The 16,937-nt window shown below is 73.6% G+C and carries 18 protein-coding genes and 1 pseudogene; 8 read left to right on the top strand and 11 right to left on the bottom strand.

The window, feature by feature from the left end; all coding sequences use genetic code 11:
• Positions 1–172: 172 nt before the first annotated feature.
• Positions 173–750, top strand: a pseudogene (locus RIM90_RS12900) (DUF998 domain-containing protein).
• Between the two features lie 44 nt (positions 751–794).
• On the opposite strand, the gene RIM90_RS12895 reads toward RIM90_RS12900, so the two are convergent.
• The 9 genes from RIM90_RS12895 to RIM90_RS12855 all read right to left on the bottom strand — a co-directional run bounded on the left by RIM90_RS12895 (position 795) and on the right by RIM90_RS12855 (position 9,421).
• A complete protein-coding gene (locus RIM90_RS12895; RefSeq protein ID WP_309060802.1) occupies positions 795–1,010 on the bottom strand; it encodes a hypothetical protein in 216 nt (71 codons plus the stop codon).
• Between the two features lie 158 nt (positions 1,011–1,168).
• Positions 1,169–2,728, bottom strand: a complete 1,560-nt coding sequence (locus RIM90_RS12890) for a DUF4139 domain-containing protein (RefSeq protein WP_309060801.1) — start codon at positions 2,726–2,728, stop codon at positions 1,169–1,171.
• A gap of 8 nt (positions 2,729–2,736) precedes the next feature.
• Positions 2,737–4,773 carry a DUF4139 domain-containing protein gene (locus tag RIM90_RS12885; RefSeq protein ID WP_375165436.1) on the bottom strand — a complete coding sequence of 679 codons (2,037 nt, stop codon included), beginning with the start codon at positions 4,771–4,773 and terminating at the stop codon, positions 2,737–2,739.
• A 233-nt stretch (positions 4,774–5,006) separates the two neighbouring features.
• Positions 5,007–5,207, bottom strand: a complete 201-nt coding sequence (locus RIM90_RS12880) for a type II toxin-antitoxin system VapB family antitoxin (RefSeq protein WP_309060799.1) — start codon at positions 5,205–5,207, stop codon at positions 5,007–5,009.
• Between the two features lie 106 nt (positions 5,208–5,313).
• The gene (locus RIM90_RS12875) at positions 5,314–6,048 is read right to left on the bottom strand and encodes a DJ-1/PfpI family protein (protein WP_309060798.1); all 735 of its coding nucleotides are present in this window, start codon (positions 6,046–6,048) and stop codon (positions 5,314–5,316) included.
• A gap of 50 nt (positions 6,049–6,098) precedes the next feature.
• Positions 6,099–6,707, bottom strand: coding sequence for a DJ-1/PfpI family protein (locus RIM90_RS12870; protein ID WP_309060797.1), 609 nt, complete (start codon positions 6,705–6,707; stop codon positions 6,099–6,101).
• Between the two features lie 82 nt (positions 6,708–6,789).
• Positions 6,790–7,440, bottom strand: a complete 651-nt coding sequence (locus RIM90_RS12865; protein WP_309060796.1) for a DJ-1/PfpI family protein — start codon at positions 7,438–7,440, stop codon at positions 6,790–6,792.
• Between the two features lie 147 nt (positions 7,441–7,587).
• On the bottom strand, positions 7,588–8,535 hold the full coding sequence (locus tag RIM90_RS12860; RefSeq protein ID WP_309060795.1) for a helix-turn-helix domain-containing protein: 948 nt from the start codon (positions 8,533–8,535) through the stop codon (positions 7,588–7,590).
• A 265-nt stretch (positions 8,536–8,800) separates the two neighbouring features.
• Entirely contained in the window at positions 8,801–9,421 is a 621-nt protein-coding gene (locus RIM90_RS12855; RefSeq protein ID WP_309060794.1) for an MBL fold metallo-hydrolase, read from the bottom strand.
• 285 nt (positions 9,422–9,706) lie between these two features.
• Here RIM90_RS12855 and RIM90_RS12850 point away from each other — a divergent pair, with 285 nt between their 5' ends.
• Positions 9,707–11,263, top strand: coding sequence for a carboxylesterase family protein (locus tag RIM90_RS12850; RefSeq protein ID WP_309060793.1), 1,557 nt, complete (start codon positions 9,707–9,709; stop codon positions 11,261–11,263).
• Positions 11,264–11,291: 28 nt separating this feature from the next.
• Positions 11,292–11,891 (top strand): GNAT family N-acetyltransferase, encoded by a 600-nt coding sequence (locus RIM90_RS12845; RefSeq protein ID WP_309060792.1) that lies wholly within the window; start codon positions 11,292–11,294, stop codon positions 11,889–11,891.
• Between the two features lie 156 nt (positions 11,892–12,047).
• Here the strand turns inward: RIM90_RS12845 and RIM90_RS12840 are convergent, their stop codons facing one another.
• Complete coding sequence (locus tag RIM90_RS12840) at positions 12,048–12,764, bottom strand: trypsin-like serine protease (protein ID WP_309060791.1); 717 nt, start codon at positions 12,762–12,764, stop codon at positions 12,048–12,050.
• 303 nt (positions 12,765–13,067) lie between these two features.
• Complete coding sequence (locus RIM90_RS12835) at positions 13,068–13,973, bottom strand: AraC family transcriptional regulator (RefSeq protein WP_309060790.1); 906 nt, start codon at positions 13,971–13,973, stop codon at positions 13,068–13,070.
• 211 nt (positions 13,974–14,184) lie between these two features.
• Between RIM90_RS12835 and RIM90_RS12830 the strand changes: the two genes are divergently transcribed.
• The 5 genes from RIM90_RS12830 to RIM90_RS12810 all read left to right on the top strand — a co-directional run.
• A complete protein-coding gene (locus tag RIM90_RS12830; RefSeq protein WP_309060789.1) occupies positions 14,185–14,745 on the top strand; it encodes a quercetin 2,3-dioxygenase in 561 nt (186 codons plus the stop codon).
• A gap of 7 nt (positions 14,746–14,752) precedes the next feature.
• Positions 14,753–14,899: a DUF1427 family protein gene (locus RIM90_RS12825; protein WP_309060788.1), complete on the top strand. Its 147-nt coding sequence runs from the start codon at positions 14,753–14,755 to the stop codon at positions 14,897–14,899.
• A complete protein-coding gene (locus RIM90_RS12820; RefSeq protein WP_309060787.1) occupies positions 14,896–15,162 on the top strand; it encodes a DUF1427 family protein in 267 nt (88 codons plus the stop codon). Before RIM90_RS12825 ends, RIM90_RS12820 begins: the two co-directional genes overlap by 4 nt.
• Entirely contained in the window at positions 15,152–16,117 is a 966-nt protein-coding gene (locus RIM90_RS12815; RefSeq protein ID WP_309060786.1) for an amidohydrolase family protein, read from the top strand. The genes RIM90_RS12820 and RIM90_RS12815 overlap by 11 nt, the downstream gene beginning before the upstream one ends.
• Before the next feature lie 17 nt (positions 16,118–16,134).
• The coding region (locus tag RIM90_RS12810) for an alpha/beta hydrolase (RefSeq protein WP_309060785.1) at positions 16,135–16,937 on the top strand (803 nt) is incomplete at its 3' end.

Genomic DNA, 16,937 nt, shown 5'->3' with positions numbered 1-16,937 from the left:
AACCGGCCGTGCAGGCCGAACGCAGCGCGGTCGGGCTGATCCCCTGGTCCGAGCCGAGGACCGATGACGCGATCCGCCGCTTCTGCGGCGCCGCGGTGGCGAAGCCCGGAGGCGGCCCTGCCGGTGTTCCGCGCTTTGCGATCATGTGGTGCCCCTTGTTCCCGGACGGGTCGTGCCCTCGTCGGGGTGCGCGCCCGGTCCGCTGACCGCGGCCGGGTGATCGCGGCGCCGCTGGAAGGATCCGTCTACGGCCCCGCCACTCAGACGATCGGTGTCCCGGCGGCCCACGGGGCGTCGGGACACCGGGTGATGACCGGGGCCTTTCCCGCCCTGGGCGCCTGCCACCTGCTCACCGCTCGGGACTGAGGACGGCCGCACCGGCCGGACGCGTGGCACCGGCCGGCGGCGGACCGGCGGCGTCGGCCGCGGTACTGCTCCCGGCACCGAGCAGCGGGGGACCCCCGTAACCACGGTTCAGCGACCGCGGCCGGATTGGTGCTCCTGGCTGCGTGGCCGGTCCTGGCCGCCGATGACAGTGGAGCCGCTCCATGGGCGCTCCGGCCCGCGCCCTCGGTCGTGGCGACCGCCGGGACGGCCGTCGGCGCGGTGCGGTTCCTCGTCGAGGCTCACCGTCACGGTGCCGCCGGCGTCGCGGAACGCGTCGTGACAGCCGTCCAGTGCCTCTGGCCCTTCGTCGTCGTCACCTCATGCCTCCGCCGTCCGGAGGACCGGGACGAGTCACCGCCATGAGCACAGCCGGCCGAACCGTCGGCCACGCACCAAAGAGGCGGTCCTCAGCCGGTTCCGCGGTCCAGGACGCGGCGGGCCGCCTCGGCCTCCGCCGCCGGCGGGGACAACTCGTCGAGGGTGTCGAGCTCGGTATCGGCTTCCAGCTCCCGTTCCCAGGCAGCCGCAAGCCCCTCCTGCTCCTCACGGGGTTTGGCACCGACGGCCTCCCGGTGGTCCGGGTCCAAAGCCGCCAGGAATCGTTCGACCGCGTCCGCGGGCATGCCGTGCTCCTTGTCGCTCGGAAGGGGGCCCTCCTGGCCCAGCATGGCCAGCCGGGCCCGAACCGGCCGCCCGACACGTCTGGCGACCACCCTGATGGCCTTGAGGGCGTCCGGCCGGCGAACCGGACCCGGCACCGGTCCGTGGCGGAACGACGGGATCAGAGGCCGGTGACCTTGGCGCTCGCCGACACCTCGTAGACCAGGGTGACGGTGCGCCGGCCACCGGGCCCCAGGGGGACGTTCCAGCGGACGATGCCGTCCGCGTCGATCGCGTCGGGCGCGGGGGAGCAGGCGTCGTCGCGCAGGCGTACGTCCACCGCCGAGACCTCGGAGACCGGGATCCGCTCCCGGAGGACGATCACCCTTTCACCGTGCTCGGCGGGGGCGGAGAACCGGGACAGGTGGAGCCGGACGGTGCGGGTGAGGACGGTCCGCTGGGTGATTCCGGCGGTGTCACGGGTCTCCTCGGTGTGCCGCAGGACCCGGTGGTCGTCGCGACTGCCGAAGGCGAGGTCGACGGGGGCGCCGGGGGCGGTGAAGTCCAGTGTGCCGCGGCCGCTGAATCCGCTGTCGCGGATGAGGTCGACGGGCCCGGCGAGCAGTGCGTGGCCGGACAGGTTGTCGAACCGCACCACCTGGCTGACCAGGGGCGACAGCTCGGGCGAGCAGGCGTACTCGCTGCTCGCGGTCGTGGTGAAGGAGGAGAGCGGCACGCGGTGGGCGCGCCCGTCCGCGGGCACGGAGACCGGTGCGGGGGAGTGCAGCACGCGCACCTCGCCGCCGTCGTCCACTCCCGGCAGGCCGAGCACGGGGGCGGGACCGAGCTCCGCGATCTCCTCTTCGCGCAGTTCGACGTGGACGGTGCGGCGCTCCGCGGCGGAGCGCTCCTCGAGCGTCAGCCGGTCCTCACCGAGCCGGGGCGGTTCGGTGGCCCGTGCGGAGCGGGCCGTCGACAGGGTCAGCCGTACGTTCGACCAGTCCTCGCCGGTGCGCTGCCAGACCATCGCGTCGGTGTCCAGCGTGAGGGAGTCCCCGTCGAGCACGGCCCGATAGGCGGGCCGCCACAGGGCACACGGGGTGAGGTGGCTCAGGCGCAGCCGGGCCGGGCCGGCCGCCGTGGCCTGGACGGTCAGCTCGATGTGGCCGACCAGTTCGGCGGGTTCTGTCTCGGAGAGCTCCAGGGCCCGCTGGGCCTCGGAGAGTTCGGCGGCGAGGGCGGCCAGCCGGGCCTCCACCGTGCGCAGTCGCTCGGCGTGGGAGTCGCGTTCGTCGTCCACCCGGTCCAGTTCGCGGGTCCAGCGGGCCCTTTCGGTCTCTCCGAAGCCGGCGCCCTCGCCGATCTCCCGCAGCAGATCGGCGGCGAGACGGCCGAGCAGATCGAGGCGGGCACGCAGCCGGTCACGTCGCTGCCCCAGGGCGAGCCGCTCCTCTTCAAGGGCTGTCACGCGGTGGCGCAGGGCGGAGTCGTCGTCGGCGGGCCGCGGCCCGCGCGGCGTCCAGCTGCGGACGATCCGCACGTCGAGCACGGTCGCCGGGTGGTCGCCGGTCAGCTCGGCATGGAGGGTGCGGTCGACGGCCAGCGCGCTGACCGGTCCGAGACGCAGCCGCTGGGTGCCGGCCCTCAGATCGAGCACGACGGCGCGCTCGACGTGGGCGCGGTCCTCCAGACAGGTGACGGCGGTGACCGGGAGGGCGATCGGCTCCAGTGTCGTGGACATGGGGTGTGTCAGCTCCTGCGGTTGCCGCCGGTCAGGGCCTTGCCGGCCGGGATACGGATCTCGTAGCCGCCGTCGAGAGCGGCGGTGCCGCCGGCGGGCAGCTCGATCCGCCACAGCCGGGTGCCCGGCGCGTGATGCTCCCCTTCCGCGCCGTCCTCGGGTGCCGTCCAGTCGGCTCGTTCCTCGATCCGGACGTCTGTGTCGGAGGTGACCGGTACCCGCTCGCGCACCTCGACGGTGACGGGCACCGCGAGCCGGTTGGCCAGCTCCACATGGACGCGGTGGTCGAGCACGGTGATGTTGTTGCGCAGACCCGAGGTCGACTCGTGCAGGTTCGTACGGCGGGTGACCCCGATGGCCTCGGCCGGCCCGAGCCCCACCCGGCACACACCACCGGGGGCGAGCGTGGGCAAGGAGGAGGTCAGCAGGAAGTCCTCGTCCACGGTGACCTCCACCGGGCCGGCCAGCAGGGCTTGATCGGTGGCGTTGGAGAGCACCAGCGTCGTGTACACGACCTGCTCCACGGACGGCACACAGACGTACTCGGTGCGCAGACCGACCGGGATCTCGCCGACGGTGACGGTGTGCCAGGTGCCGTCCGAGGGAATGTCGGCGGGGGCCGCGGCATCGAATCGGTGGTCGAAGGAGCCCGCCGACTCGCGGGGCCGCACGGCGTGTCCCGGCAGGGGCAGCGCGGCCACCTTCTCGGCGCGGCGGCGGTACTCGGCCGTCACCGGGTCGAAGTCGGAGCCCGGAAACAGCCGGCCCCGCCGGCCGTCCTGCTCGTCGGGCCCGCACAGGACGAGCGCGGTGTAGTCGAGCTCGGCGCCGCTCGGCTGCGGCGGCCCGGCCGCGGGTGCCGCAGGCGGTGGCGGCGCGGGGGCCGCGGACGCCGGGGGCGGCGCAGCCCGGCCCGGGGCTGCCGGTGCCAGGGCGGCGGGAGCCGCGGCGGGCCTGCCGCCGGTACGCGGCCTGCCGCCCGGTGGGGACGGGGACGGCGGCACGAGGCCGGCGGCTTTGCCGCCGAAGGCCTCGAGGGAGAGGCCCTCGGCGCCGCCGGGGACCGGGAGCGCAGTGGGCGGCCCGCCGTGACGCGCCGGTGCCGGCGGCAGGGGACCGTACGCGGAACCGGCCCCGGCGACCGCGGGCGCCGCGTTCGTGTCAGGGCGAGGGCCTGCCGTGTCGTACCCGGCGAACAGGTCGGCCAGCCCCGCCGGGGGCTCGCGCCAGCCCGAAGGCGCGGGAGCGGGCTGACGGCGTCCGATCCGGACCGAGCGGAGCCGGGGCAGGTCGGTGCGGCGCCGCAGGTCGGCGGTGGCCAGGGCGATGCGCACACCGGTCCAGTCCTCGCCGGTGCGCTGGGCGACCGACGCGCGCAGCACCAGACGTCCGTCGCCGTCGCCCTGACGGCGGGTGAGGCGGTAGGCCGGCACCCAGACGGCTCCGGGCACCCCGTACTCCACCTCCACCGCCACCTCCGTGTCACCCGCGCCGTCGAGGGTCAGGACCGCGCACACCGCGGTCGCCACGTGCGCCGACGGCGCGTCGGTGGAGGCACGGGAGAGCCTGTCCACGGCGACGGTGAGCTCGTGCTCGACCCGGCGCAGCTCCTCCTCCAGTTCGAGGAGCCGGCCGTGCAGCCCGGTCAACCGCTCGTCGACGAAGTCCGCGAGCTCCAGCCACGCGTCGACCGGGGTGCGACGGTGCGGATCGTCCCGCCTGCGGGCCGGCGGCACCGGGCGCAGGGCCCCGACCTCCTCGATCAGACCCAGCTGCCGGTCCCGGCGGTCCCGCACCGCCGCGAACTCCTCGTTCAGCCGCTCCACTTCGCGCTGCAACCCGTCGGGCGTGCCGGTGTCGAGCGGCTCGGCCCCGACCTCCGTCCGAGCCTCGACGACGCGCACCCCGGGGGTACTCACGACACGCGCCCGCAGCGAGCCCGGATCCATCGAGCGGGGCAGCCCCGTCACCCGCACGCGTCCGTCCGCCGGCACCCTGCCCCGGGCCAGGCGGCGGCAGAGCGCACCCTGCGCGTACACCACCACCGAATCCAGTGTCGATGCCCATCCCCGGGCTGTCCCAGCCGCCATGTGCTCTCCCGCCCAGCCGTGTCCGTGCCGAGGAAAGCCTACGCTCGGACACGCCGCCGGCCCTCGTCGAGCCCGGGGTCTACCGGGCGGACACCGGCCGGCCGACGGCCGCGAGGACGGCTTCGCCCACGGCTCCCGGCTGACCGGCGCCGCCACCCGCGGCCCTTCCCGACGGACGCTGCGGATGATCAGCCCTGCGACTCCTGCGGTTTGGCGTCGACCTCACGCAGGCTCTGGTCCTTGAGTTCCGTGCGCGCCTCCGTGCGATGGCCACGGGCGATGTAGTCGCGGACGACCAGCTCGACGGCGTCCTGGGGCGATCCCACGCCGGCAAGCACCATCACTTCCACCACCAAATCGGCATCGAGACTGATGTTGACCTTGGCCATGGCTCTCCCCTTCGTCACGTCGTGCCCGGACTCTAGCCGCTCCGGCGAGAGTGCCCCGGCCGCGCCGTGACGGTGGTGCGCACACCGGCAGGGCCACCGCTGTCCGTCAGGAGTTCGGGGCGGACGTCCAGACCGTTCCGCGGGCCTCGTACTCCAGCATGGCTTCCAGCCCCAGCGCGGCGTCAACGCCCAGTTCACGGCGGACCAGCCACAGTGCGAGGTCGAGGCCTGAGGTGACGCCACCGGCGGTCACCAGGTCGCCGTCGTCGACGACGCGCGCGTTCTTCAGCAGGCCCCCCTGCTGTTCGAGGTCGGCGCGTGCCCTGTGGTGGGTCGTGCAGGGACGGCCGCGGGTGATGCCGGCGGCGGAGAGCAGCATCACGCCGGTGCACAGGGCGGCGATGGTCAGTCCCGGCCGGCGCGCCTCGGCCAGGGCGCGGGGCAGGGCGCCGCGCCGGATCTCCGCCCAGACCCCGGGATCCTCCTTGCGCGCGTACCCACCACCGGGGACGACGAGGAGGTCCGCCTTCTCCGGGGCCCAGCCCTGGTCGACGCGGAGGGTGGTACCGAAGGCGGCGGTGATCGTGCGGCGGCCGTCCAGGGTGACGTAGCTCACCTCGACGTCGCGGTCGGTGAAGTGATCGGAGGCGGAGAGCACTTCGTAGGGGGCGGCGAGGTCGAGTTCCTCCACGCCCTGGAACAGTACGACGTGCACACGGAGCGGGCCACGGGAGCGGCGCGGGGACGAGCCGGTCGCGGCGGCCGCATCGAGGGCGGCGCCGGTCGTGAGACCCGCGGCCGACAGGACGGTCGCGGTGCGCAGCAGGGTACGTCGGTTCACGGGGGTGTCTCTTCTCGTGAGGGGGAACGGGGGATCGATGTGTCGTTCCGTCAGCGGGCGAGTGGCTCGTCCGCGAGGTACGGGGGCGCCGGCTCGTACTGGAGGGCGCGCCGTACCGAACGCGCGTGGTCGCGGCCGTGCAGGTGTCCGACGAGCCAGAGCGCGCTGTCGATGCCGGCGGAGACGCCCTGGCTGGTGAGCAGCCGGCCGTCGACGACGTAGCGGGCGTCGGACACGACGGTGACGTCGCCGCGCGCCGCGAGCGCCTCCTCGTACTGCCAGTGGGTGGCCACGCGACGGCCGCGGGCCGGGCCGGCGGCGTGGAGGAGGAAGGCGCCGGTGCAGACGCCGACGACCCAGTCGGCCCGTGCGGCGCGGTCGGCGAGCCAGTCGGTCATGCGCGCGTTGTGCGGCTCGGTCTCCCGGGCGCCGGAACCGCCCGGGACGAGCAGCACGTCCAGCGGCGGATGGTCGTCGAAGGTGTGGTCGGGCAGGACGCGCATGCCGTTGGTGCAGCGGACCGGGTCACCGCGCTCGGCGACGAGCAGGGCGGTGTCGGCCCCGTCGCGCAGACCCGCGGACGTGGCGAAGACTTCGAACGGGCCGACGAAGTCGAGTTCCTCGGCGGTGGGGAAGAGCACGATGCCGTACGTGGTCATGGGGAATCCCTCGGTGTCGCGTGGCAGGCCGGCGGGGGCGTGGGCGAAGCGGGACGGTGCCCGGCGAGCGGGCGCGGCGGTGTCACGCCAGGTTCACGGTCCCCCGGCGTTCGTATTCGAGGACCTCCTCGGCGAAGAGGGCGGTGTCCACGCCGAAGAACCGCTCGAGAAGCCAGAGCCCCAGGTCGATTCCGGAGGTGACGCCTCCGCACGTGACGAGGTCGCCGTCGTCGACGACCCGGCCGGCGGCCACGAGTCCGCCCTGTGCCCGCAGGTCGTCCAGGGCGATGTGGTGTGTGGTGCAGGGGCGGCCGGCGGTGAGACCGGCGGCGGACAGCAGCATGGTGCCCGTGCACACGGCCCCGAGCACGAGCCCGTCCCTCCGGGCCGCCGCCAGCGCACCGGGCAGGACACCGCGCCGGACTTCCCGCTGAAGCCCGGAGCCGTCGCCGTACCCTCCGCCGGGAACGATGATCACGTCGGCCGAGCGGGGTGACCAGGGGGTCCGGCACACGATCTCCATCCCGGCGGACGTCCTCACCCGGCGGGCACCGTCCACGGTGACGAAGGACTGTGCGAGCCGTTCCTCCCCGACGATGCCGAACACCTCCACGTGACCGGCGAAGTCCTGCTCCTCGACACCGTCGTAGAGCACGGTGTGCACACTCAGCCGCCGCGAGGGGCGGGAGCCGGCCGGCGGGGTCGCTGTGCTGTTTCCGGACGGGGACGGCATGAACAGGCCTCCGTGAAGACGTGGCGGCGCGTCCCGGCGGGGCCGGGACGCGGAAACGCGTTCAGTCTTCCGGCGGCCGTCGGCCGACGGCACCGGCGTGCGTGCCCATGGTGCGCAAGATACGGCCAAGCCGTCCGGGGGATGCGCTCATCCGCGGAAGGCCGCCCGGTAGGCGGAGGGCGTCGTGCCGACCTGGCGGGTGAAGTGGTGGCGGAGGGTTTCGAGGGATCCGAACCCGGTCGCCTCCGCCACCCTCGTCAGAGGCAGCGACGTCGTCTCCAGCAGTTCCCGGGCGCGCTGGACGCGCTGGGCGAGCAGCCAGCGCAACGGCGTGGTGCCCGTCTGGGCGCGGAAGTGCCGCGCCAGGCTGCGCCGGCTCATCATGGCGTGGGCGGCGATGTCGGCGAGGCTGAGGGGTTCGCCGAGCTTCTCCCGCATCCACTGCAGCGTGGGACCGAGGTCCGAGGAGTCGTACTGGGGTGTGCGGTACTCGATGAACTGCGCCTGGCCACCGGTTCGCTGAGGCGGCATCACCAGCATCCGCGCGACATGGGCCGCGGTGGCCGCACCGTGGTCGACACGGACCATGTGCAGACACAGATCGAGGCCGGCGGCGATCCCGGCCGAGGTGAGCACCTGCCCGTCGTCGACGTAGAGCACTGACGGGTCGACGTGGGTGTCCGGGCACCGTTCGGCCAGCGCGTCGGCGAACCGCCAGTGCGTCGTCGCGCGCCGCCCCTCGAGGAGCCCGGCGTGAGCGAGGACGAAGGCTCCCGTGCAGATGGATGCGATCCGGGCTCCGCGGGCCGCCGCGTCCCGCAGCACCCGGACCGCGCGCGGACTCGGGACGCGGTCGGCGGGGACGCCGGGGACGATGACGGTGTCCGCGGCACGGACGTCGTCCAAGCCGTACGAGGAGGAGAGCCGGAACGGTGCCGACGGGCCGGCCGACGCGGTCACGGACCGATCGGCGCAGACACGCACTTCGTAGGTCGGCGAGCCGTCAGGGCGGGTCGCGAAGGCGAACACCTGGCAGGGGATGGAGAGGTCGAAGGCCGACACCCCGTCGAGCGCGAGGACCGCAACTACATGCATGTCAACGGAGCCTAGACGCAGGCTCGTTCGGCGGAAACGGCCATTTCCGCCGACGGGTCGCGTGCACGATCGTGCATACGGGCGCGAGGCCGGTCGGGAGCGTCCCGCGGAACGGCCACCGGTACTTGGCGGCCTGCCGGACGCACGTGCCGTGTCGTGAGGGCAGCGGTTTTGCCCGCCCGCGTGCACGGTGGTCCGGCCACGGGCAGCCGTCCTGCACCGGACTTCATCGGCACGGGACCGCGCCGGCTGACCGCTGTCCGCGTCACACGTCGACGCTCTCACCGGGGCGGAGCCGCCGGATGTCGGCGCCCGCCCGTTCGGCCTCGATGGCCAGGACGTCGTCCAGGACCTTCAGACCCCAGTCGTTGAGGAGCCCGTCGTGAATGGCGTAGGCACGGAGCGGTGCCGTACGGCGGAGGTAGCCGATCATGTCGGGCACCGTCAGCCACGGCGCCTGCCCGGGCAGCAGGAGCGTGGGTGCGTCGGTCACCGTCAGGGCATCGCCCGGATGGAGGACCTCCCCGTCGACCAGGAAACCGACGTTGTCGACGGGCGGCACGTCCGGGTGACTGAAGTGATGCTTGTCACCCACCACCGCCACCTCGAAACCCGCGACGGAGAAGTGGTCGCCCCCGCGGACCACCCGCACACGTTCGGCGGACCCGCTCAGGTGCCGGGCGACTCCGGCGCAGGTGTAGACGGCCGCCCGGGATCCGCGCAAGCCTTCCGGGTCGAAGTGGTCGAAGTGCTCGTGCGTGATGAGGACGGCCTCGGCTCCCGCCACCGCATCGGGCTCGGGCGTCATCACGCCCGGGTCGATGACGATCGCCCGGCCGTTGTTCTCCAGTCGCACGCACGCGTGACCGTACTTGGTGATCTTCATGGTCCGTACCCTGCCGACTGTCCGGCAGGGCGGCGTCGACGTGCGCGACGAGCCGAACCGGCAGAGGTCGGACGAAGAGGAGGGGAAGCCCGCGGGAGCTCACGTCGCACGGTGGCGGGAGCGTTGATCCGCCCGCCGGAGCGCCCGCAGGGAACGTTCCGGCCGGAGGACACCCGGAGGGCGAGGTACCGGCCGCCCCGTGGACAACCGCCGGAAATTGAGTTGTCTGCCCGCCGAGGGTGCGGTGAGGATGATCGAGAAAGATCGACAACGTTGTGAGGCCCCATGCACGTCACCATCCCCACCACCGCCGGTCGGATACGCGGACGCCGGGAAGGTGAGGTCACGGCGTTCTTGGGCGTCCCCTACGCGGCACCGCCGTTCGGCCCGCGACGCCTGCGTCCCCCCGAGCCCCCCGAACCGTGGACGGGAGTGCGCGACGCGTTCGTTCCCGGACCGTCCGCGCCCCAGCCCGGATACCTCCCCGCGATGGCCGGGCTGCTGGAAGAGGCGGCGAATCCGGGGGAGGACTGTCTGAGCGTCAACGTGTGGACGCCGGCCCCGGGCCGCGCCGGGGGAGGGCTTCCGGTCATGGTCTGGATCCACGGCGGCGCGTTTCGCAACGGGGCCGGTTCCCTGCCCTCCTACGACGGCGCGCGGCTCGCCGCCGACGGCGTCGTATGCGTCACCCTCAACTACCGTCTCGGCCCGGAGGGCTTCCTCCTGCTGCCCGACGGCACGTCCAACCTCGGCCTCCTGGACCAGATCGCCGCGCTGGAATGGGTCCGCGACAACATCGCCGGCTTCGGCGGCGACCCGGACAACGTCACCGTCTTCGGCCAGTCCGCCGGCGCCATCAGCATCACCGCGCTCATGACCATGCCGCGGGCCCGGGGACTGTTCCGCCGCGCGATCACCCAGAGCGGGGCCGGCCACCACACCCACCCCGAAGGCATCGCCCGGCGCCTCACCGAGCGGCTGGCCGCCCTCGCCGGCGCGGAGCCGACACGCGAGGGCCTGGCCGCCGTACCGCCCGAGCGGCTCATCGCCGCCGACGGCGCCCTGGGCCGGGAGATCGCCCAGGCCGCCGACCCCGGACAGTGGGGTGAGTCGGCAGGCGGTGGCACCACCGTGCTGCCCGTCGTGGACGGGGACACCCTCCCCGAACGCCCGATCGATGCGCTCGCCGGGGGAGTGGGCCGGGACATCGATCTGCTCACCGGCACGACCAGCGACGAGTTCCGTCTCTTCCTCGTCCCGCTGGGGATCGGCCCGCGGATCACGGACGAGGTGCTCCACGGCTTCCTCGCCGGACTCGGGCTCGATCCCGCCGGGGCCCGCGACGTGTACGAGGCGGAGCACCCCGGCGCGACCCCCGGTGATCTGCTGTCCGCGGCCATGAGCGACCACGCCTACCGGATCCCGGCCCTCCGGGTGGCCGAGGCCCGCGCCGCGCATGGGGCGGAGACCTTCGTGTACGAGTTCGCACGGCCCTCGCCCGCTTTCGACGGTGCCCTCGGCGCCTGCCACGTGGCGGAGGTCGGCTTCGTCTTCGGTAACCTCTCCCACCCGCTCGCCGGCCCCGACGCCCCGCGGGAACTCTCCGACGGCATGCGTGAAGCGTGGATCTCCTTCGCCCGCACCGGTCGCCCCGGCGGTACCGGTGCACCGGGCGACACGCTGCCGCCGTGGCCCTCCTATGCCGGACGGCGGCTGGTCATGAGGCTGGGCGACGGTGCCGCCCAGGTGTACGAGGATCCCGGTTCCGACAGACGGAAGCTCTGGGAGCGTCTGCGCCAACCCCTGCCCGGCGGCTCCCGTCCGGCAGACGCCGGTGCCTGACCCGACCGAGAGCTCCCGGAGGAGAACGATGCCCGTGACCGCCCCGCACGTGCGGCCCGCGACGTACGAGGACGTACCCGTGGCTGTGCGGACGCTCGCCCGTGCCTTCGCGGACTACCCCTTCACCCGGCACGTGGTCGCCGCCGACGACCACCAGGAACGGGTGCGCCGCTTCCAGCACCTGTTCCTGACCCGGGTCGCGCTGGAGTACGGCCGCACATGGGTCAGCGACGACCGCCTCGCCGTCGCAGCCTGGACGACCCCCGAGCGGGATCCGGGCCCGGCCCTCGCCGAGGTCGGGCCGCTGGCCGCCGAGCTCGCCGGGGACCGGGCGGCAGCGTTCGAGTCCGCCGAGCGCGCGCTGGCACCGCACCGCCCGAGTGGCCCGGTGTGGTTCCTCGCCACGGTGGGGGTGGACCCCTGTGCCCAAGGCGCCGGTCTGGGCACCGCGGTTCTCCGGCCCGGCCTGGCGGCGGCCGAGCACGCGGGCTGTGCCGCGTTCCTGGAGACCTCGGACGCCCGCAACGTGCGGTTCTACGAACGGCTCGGCTTCACCGTCACCGCGGAAGTGCCCCTGCCCGACAACGGCCCCGTCACCTGGTGCATGCTCCGGCAGCCCGGTCACTGAAGGGGACTTGCACCTCGGCGTGGTGATGCTCCCGCTGCTGCCGGTCCTCGAGCGAGGGAACGAGGCCGGCGCGGGGAGCGCGAGGCGGCGGATGCGCGCCGGGCCCCTCACCGCGTCGCGGTGAGGGGCCCGGTGTTCACCGGGAGGCGGGGCGGTTCAGACGCCCGCGACCGACTGGATCCAGGAGCGGTACGCCGTCACGTTGGTGTACGCCGTGGTCGTCCGGCGGTCGCTGGTGGAGGCGACGCCGACCTGGACGCCGTTCGCCATCATCGGGCCGCCGGAGTCGCCGCCGGCGGTGATGCCGTCGCCCCGGCGGGCGCAGATCGCGGAGCCGCCGTAGGCGTCACCGCAGGCGCCGGTGACCGTGACGTTGGCGACCTTCAGGTAGCGGGACTGGCAGTTGGCCTCCGAGCCGCACTGGTAGGTGGCGCCCCAGCCGTACACCTGCACGTTCTGGCCGACCCTCACGGAGCCGGGCTGCCCGAGGTTGGCGTAGGTCGCCGGCACGGACCGGTCGAGACGGACGAGCGCCAGGTCCGAGCTGTGGGTGTAGGTCTGGACGCCGTTGGCCACGGTGCCGCCGCTGTGCTGGTCCAGGCTGCCGATGCGGAACGACAGGCCGCCGCCGGTGACGCAGTGCTTGGCGGTGAGGATCCAGGTCGGGGCGATGATCGTCGCCGAACAGGTCTCTCTGCCGTTCGAGAACAGCCGGGCGGCCCAGGGGCCACTGGTCGCCTGTCCGCCGCCGATGATGGGCTGCGGGGCCTTGGTGGTCGGGGGTGTCGGTGCCGCGGTGGCGGTGGGAGCGAGAAGCGCGAGGACGGAGACCGCTGCTGCGGCGAGAGCGGGCACGAGCCTTGATATGCGCAAGGTTCCTCGATTCGGAAGACACGCCGAGGGCGTGTACGTGTGGGGGTTGACGGCCCCATGGGCCGCGCCCGTGGCGAACGCCCGCCCGCGAAGCGGAAGTTCGGCATGGACATGACCCATCATTCCGGAGGAACGGTGAACGGGGTACTAACGCTTGGCCATAACACGGTGTTATCCCCGGCCCGTGGGCGCGGGGACACGAAGACCCCCGCCTCTGCCCTCACGTCGGTCAGCGAACCGACGAAGACCGGACCGGCACGCTGATTCTCCGCAAGCCCTTGGTGGCAGGTGTCCCGCCGTGCCTCAGCGCTTCGTCAGGGACCGGAATCCGGTCGGCGTCATCCCGGTGTGCTGCCGGAAGAAGGCGCTGAAGACGGTCGGGTAGGCGAATCCGATGCGTGCGCTGATGGCGGCCGGCGGCAGCGAGGTGTGGATGAGCAGGCGTTTGGCCTCCAGCAGCACCCGGTTGTCGATGTAGCGCTTGGCGCCGCAGCCGAGGACCGCCCGGGTGGCGCGGGTGAGGGTGCGGGGGCTGTAGCCGAGCTGGGCGGCGTAGTCCTCGACACGGTGGGTGCGGTCGAAGCCCTCCTCGACGGCCTGGCGGAACAGGCGGAACGGCTCGTTGCCGCCGGAAGGTGGCTGCCGCCGCGGATCGGCGAGGTGGACGAGACGGATGAGAATGACCGAGAGCAGGTTGCCCAGCGTTTCGACATACGCCTCCAGCGGCAGGCCGGACAGGTCGGCGTGCTCTTCGGCCAAGGCGTCCAGAAGGCGCAGCAAAGCCGTCTGACGCGCCTTGCCCGGCGTGATGAGGCGGTGCGGGATGTGCTCGCCGTTCTGGATGAGCGCGGCGGTGGCGGCGTCGGGGAAACCCGTCGGGAAGACCAGCACGGTGGCGTCGCCCTCCCCGGGCCCGTCCGGGAACCGCAGCACCTGTCCCGGCCACACCCACAGCCAGTCGCCCGCGCCCATGCTGTACGCGGTGAAGTCCACCGAGCACTCCAGCCGCCCGCTCCGCATCGCGACGACCAGGTGGAAGGCCGGACGCGCGGGCACGGTGAGGGGCCGCTCCCGCTCGTCGGCCCGGGCGGCGAGCCCCGCGAGGTCGAGGATCTCCAGGCCCGGCGGCCTCCCGGGCGTCGGACGGTAGGACACCGTCGGGACACCGCCCGCCCTGCGGCCGGCCGCGACCTGTCCGTTTTTCTTCATCGCGTGCCCGAGTGTACGCCGGGCGTCCCGCTCCGCGGATCTAACGTGGACGAAGGCCGCACCGCCGCACGACGAGCCGCCACGTTCCCGGCCGCCTTCCGGCCCGCCCCGCGGAAGACGCGCAGAAGACACAGCGAGCCGCTGTCCTCACGACCGCGCTCAGCCTCACTCCGGCCTGGCTGTGTGCCGGTCCCCACCTGGAAGGATCACCATGACCATCGAGTTCGCCACCCGCTACCGCGAGCGCTCGCACATCCCGCCCGAGCCGGGCAGGCCGTACTTCATCGAGAAGGGCATGGGGGACCGCGCCCACCTCTTCACGGACGTGTTCACCGTCTACGCCGGCGGCGAGCAGACCGAGAACACCTTCAACTTCTTCACCTGCGAGGGACCGAAGGGCGACATCATCCCCGCCCATTCCCACCCGGACACCTACGAGGTCTTCTACATCACCGACGGCGCGGTGCGGCTCTTCGTCGAGGACCTGGAGGGTGAGCAGTACGAGAAGCTGCTCACCGCGGGCGACTTCGGCTTCGTGCCCAAGAACTGCCCGCACGCCTACCGCATCGAGCGTCACCACAGCCGGATCGTCGGCGTGGCCGCCGGGCCGGGCGGCACCTTCGAGCGGTTCTTCGAGAACCTCGGCACGCCCACGGACGAACACGGCCTGCCCCGGAAGCCGTTCGTCCCCGAGCCGCACAAGTTCGGCACCGTGCCGCAGCAGTACGACGTGAACTTCCTGCCCGGCCACACATGGCGCACCGGAAGCTGAGCGACCCATGCCGTATCTGAAGGCACTGCTCGCCGGTGTCCTGGTCGGTGTGGCCTACGTGCTGGTGCGGGTGAAGTCGCCCGCACCGCCCCCGGTCGCGCTGGCCGGGCTGCTGGGCATGCTGCTGGGCCAGGCAGTGCTGGAGGCCCTGTGACGGCCCCCGCCCTGGCCCGCGCCTTCCTCCGCAAGGCCGTCCCCTCCTTCGCCGCCGGCCTGCTCATGGGGGCGCTGTACCGGGTCCTGGACCTCACCTCGCCCGCCCCGCCGCTCATCGGCCTGACCGGGCTGGCCGGGATCGTGCTCGGTGAACGCGCCGCCACCGCCGTCCGCGACCGCCTCACCCGGCGACCCGCCTCCTCACCGTCCGCCGCAGAAGCAGAAGCAGAAGCAGAAAAAGGAAACACCTGTGTCCCCTGACGCCCCCGGATACCTCGACGTCCACGCCCACTTCGTCACCGACTCCTACGTCCGCAGGGCCCGCGAGGCCGGGCACGAGCTCCCCGACGGGGTCCCCGCCTGGCCCACCTGGTCGGCAGCCGCGCACCTGGAGCTGATGGACCGCTGCGGCATCGAGACCTCGATGCTCTCGATCTCCTCCCCGGGCGTCCACTTCGGTGACGACACCGCCGCCCGCCGCCTGGCCCGCGAGGTCAACGAGGCCGGCGCCGAGACCGTGCGCGAACACCCGGGCCGCTTCGGCCTGTTCGCCTCATTGCCGCTCCCGGACGTCGACGCCGCCCTGGAAGAGGTCGCGTACGCCTACGACGTCCTGCACGCCGACGGCGTGGTCCTGGAGAGCAACACCCACGGCACCTACCTCGGCAACCCGGACCTGGAAGCCGTCTGGGCCGAGCTCGACCGGCGCGGCGCGGTCGTCTTCCTCCATCCGACGTCCCCGGTGTGCTGGGAGCGGTCCGCCCTCGGACGCCCCCGCCCGATGGTCGAGTTCGTCTTCGACACGGCCCGCACCGTCACCGACCTGCTCATGTCCGGCACCCTGGACCGCCACCGCGACCTCACGGTGATCGTGCCGCACTGCGGTGGGGCCCTGCCGGTCCTGGCCGACCGCATCGACGGGTTCATGAAGATGTTCATGCCCGAGGGCACCGAGGCGCCCGGCGCCGTCGAGCAGCTCGGCCGGCTCCACTACGACCTCGCCGGCCCCGCCCTGCCCCGCCAGCTCCCCGCTCTGCTCAGCCTCGTGGGCACCGACCGGCTCCTGTACGGCAGCGACCACTGCTGGACCCCGGCCGCCGGCGTGGAGGCCCACGTCGCGAGCCTGGACGCGGCCCCCGCCCCGGAGGGCTTTGCGAGCTGGCGCGCGCTGACCACCGCCAACGCCCGCCGCGTCCTGTCCCGCACGTCCCGCTGAACGACGGGAGTCCGCACATGACCGACACCGGCCCCCCGCCCTTCCCGTTCCACCTGCCGGCCCCGCCCGACCCGGCCGCCCTGCCCCTGCCGCACCCGGCCCACCCCGCCGACGGCGTGCGGCTCCTGCGCGGCGCCGTCTACGCGGTGCCCGACGGCAGCCGCCCCCTGGCCGTCGACCTGTGGCTGCCCGAACACACCACCGGCCTCGTACCGGTCGTCGTCTTCGTCCACGGCGGCGCCTGGCGCACGGGTCTGCGCGACGACCTCGGCCCCCGCTTCCGCCACTGGCAGCCGGGCCCCTTCGCCCGCCTCGCCCGGGCCGGGTTCGCCGTCGCCTGCCCCGACTACCGCCTCAGCGGTGAGGCCCGGCACCCCGCCCAGACCGACGACCTGGCCGCCTGCCTGGCCTGGCTCCACACCCGCGCCACCGACCTCGGCCTCGACGCCGCGCGGACCGTCCTGTGGGGGGAGTCCGCCGGGGGACACCTCGCCGCCCTGACCGCACTCACCCAGCCCGCCGGCACGGTCCGCGGCTGCGTCACCTGGTACGCCCCCACCGACCTGCCCTCACTCGCCGAGGACTGCCCCGAGGGCGCGTACGACGCCCGCGATCCGGCCTCCTTCGAGGCACTGCTGCTCGGCGGGGCCCCGGCAGACCGGCCGGAGGCGGCCCGCGACGCCAGCCCGGTCACGCACGTGGGCGCCGAGGCGCCGCCCTTCCTGATCCTGCACGGCAGCGACGACGCCCTGATCCCCGCCCGGCAGTCCATCCGCCTCGCCGGGGCCCTGCGCGGGGCGGGCCACCATCCGGACCTGCG

Origin of the sequence: Streptomyces sp. (assembly GCF_031181555.1) — a bacterium.
In the GTDB taxonomy this organism is placed as follows: Bacteria; Actinomycetota; Actinomycetes; order Streptomycetales; family Streptomycetaceae; genus Streptomyces; species Streptomyces fimbriatus.
Note: the sequence above shows the minus strand (reverse complement) of the source record. Positions and strands in the feature narration are given on the sequence as shown.

Bases quoted from the DNA above. Each gene is read 5' to 3' on its own strand.
- RIM90_RS12895 (WP_309060802.1), bottom strand. From the start codon at position 1,010: ATGCCCGCGGACGCGGTCGAACGATTCCTGGCGGCTTTGGACCCGGAC.
- RIM90_RS12890 (WP_309060801.1), bottom strand. From the start codon at position 2,728: ATGTCCACGACACTGGAGCCGATCGCCCTCCCGGTCACCGCCGTCACC.
- RIM90_RS12880 (WP_309060799.1), bottom strand. From the start codon at position 5,207: ATGGCCAAGGTCAACATCAGTCTCGATGCCGATTTGGTGGTGGAAGTG.
- RIM90_RS12870 (WP_309060797.1), bottom strand. From the start codon at position 6,707: ATGACCACGTACGGCATCGTGCTCTTCCCCACCGCCGAGGAACTCGAC.
- RIM90_RS12865 (WP_309060796.1), bottom strand. From the start codon at position 7,440: ATGCCGTCCCCGTCCGGAAACAGCACAGCGACCCCGCCGGCCGGCTCC.
- RIM90_RS12860 (WP_309060795.1), bottom strand. From the start codon at position 8,535: ATGCATGTAGTTGCGGTCCTCGCGCTCGACGGGGTGTCGGCCTTCGAC.
- RIM90_RS12855 (WP_309060794.1), bottom strand. From the start codon at position 9,421: ATGAAGATCACCAAGTACGGTCACGCGTGCGTGCGACTGGAGAACAAC.
- RIM90_RS12850 (WP_309060793.1), top strand. From the start codon at position 9,707: ATGCACGTCACCATCCCCACCACCGCCGGTCGGATACGCGGACGCCGG.
- RIM90_RS12845 (WP_309060792.1), top strand. From the start codon at position 11,292: ATGCCCGTGACCGCCCCGCACGTGCGGCCCGCGACGTACGAGGACGTA.
- RIM90_RS12835 (WP_309060790.1), bottom strand. From the start codon at position 13,973: ATGAAGAAAAACGGACAGGTCGCGGCCGGCCGCAGGGCGGGCGGTGTC.
- RIM90_RS12830 (WP_309060789.1), top strand. From the start codon at position 14,185: ATGACCATCGAGTTCGCCACCCGCTACCGCGAGCGCTCGCACATCCCG.
- RIM90_RS12825 (WP_309060788.1), top strand. From the start codon at position 14,753: ATGCCGTATCTGAAGGCACTGCTCGCCGGTGTCCTGGTCGGTGTGGCC.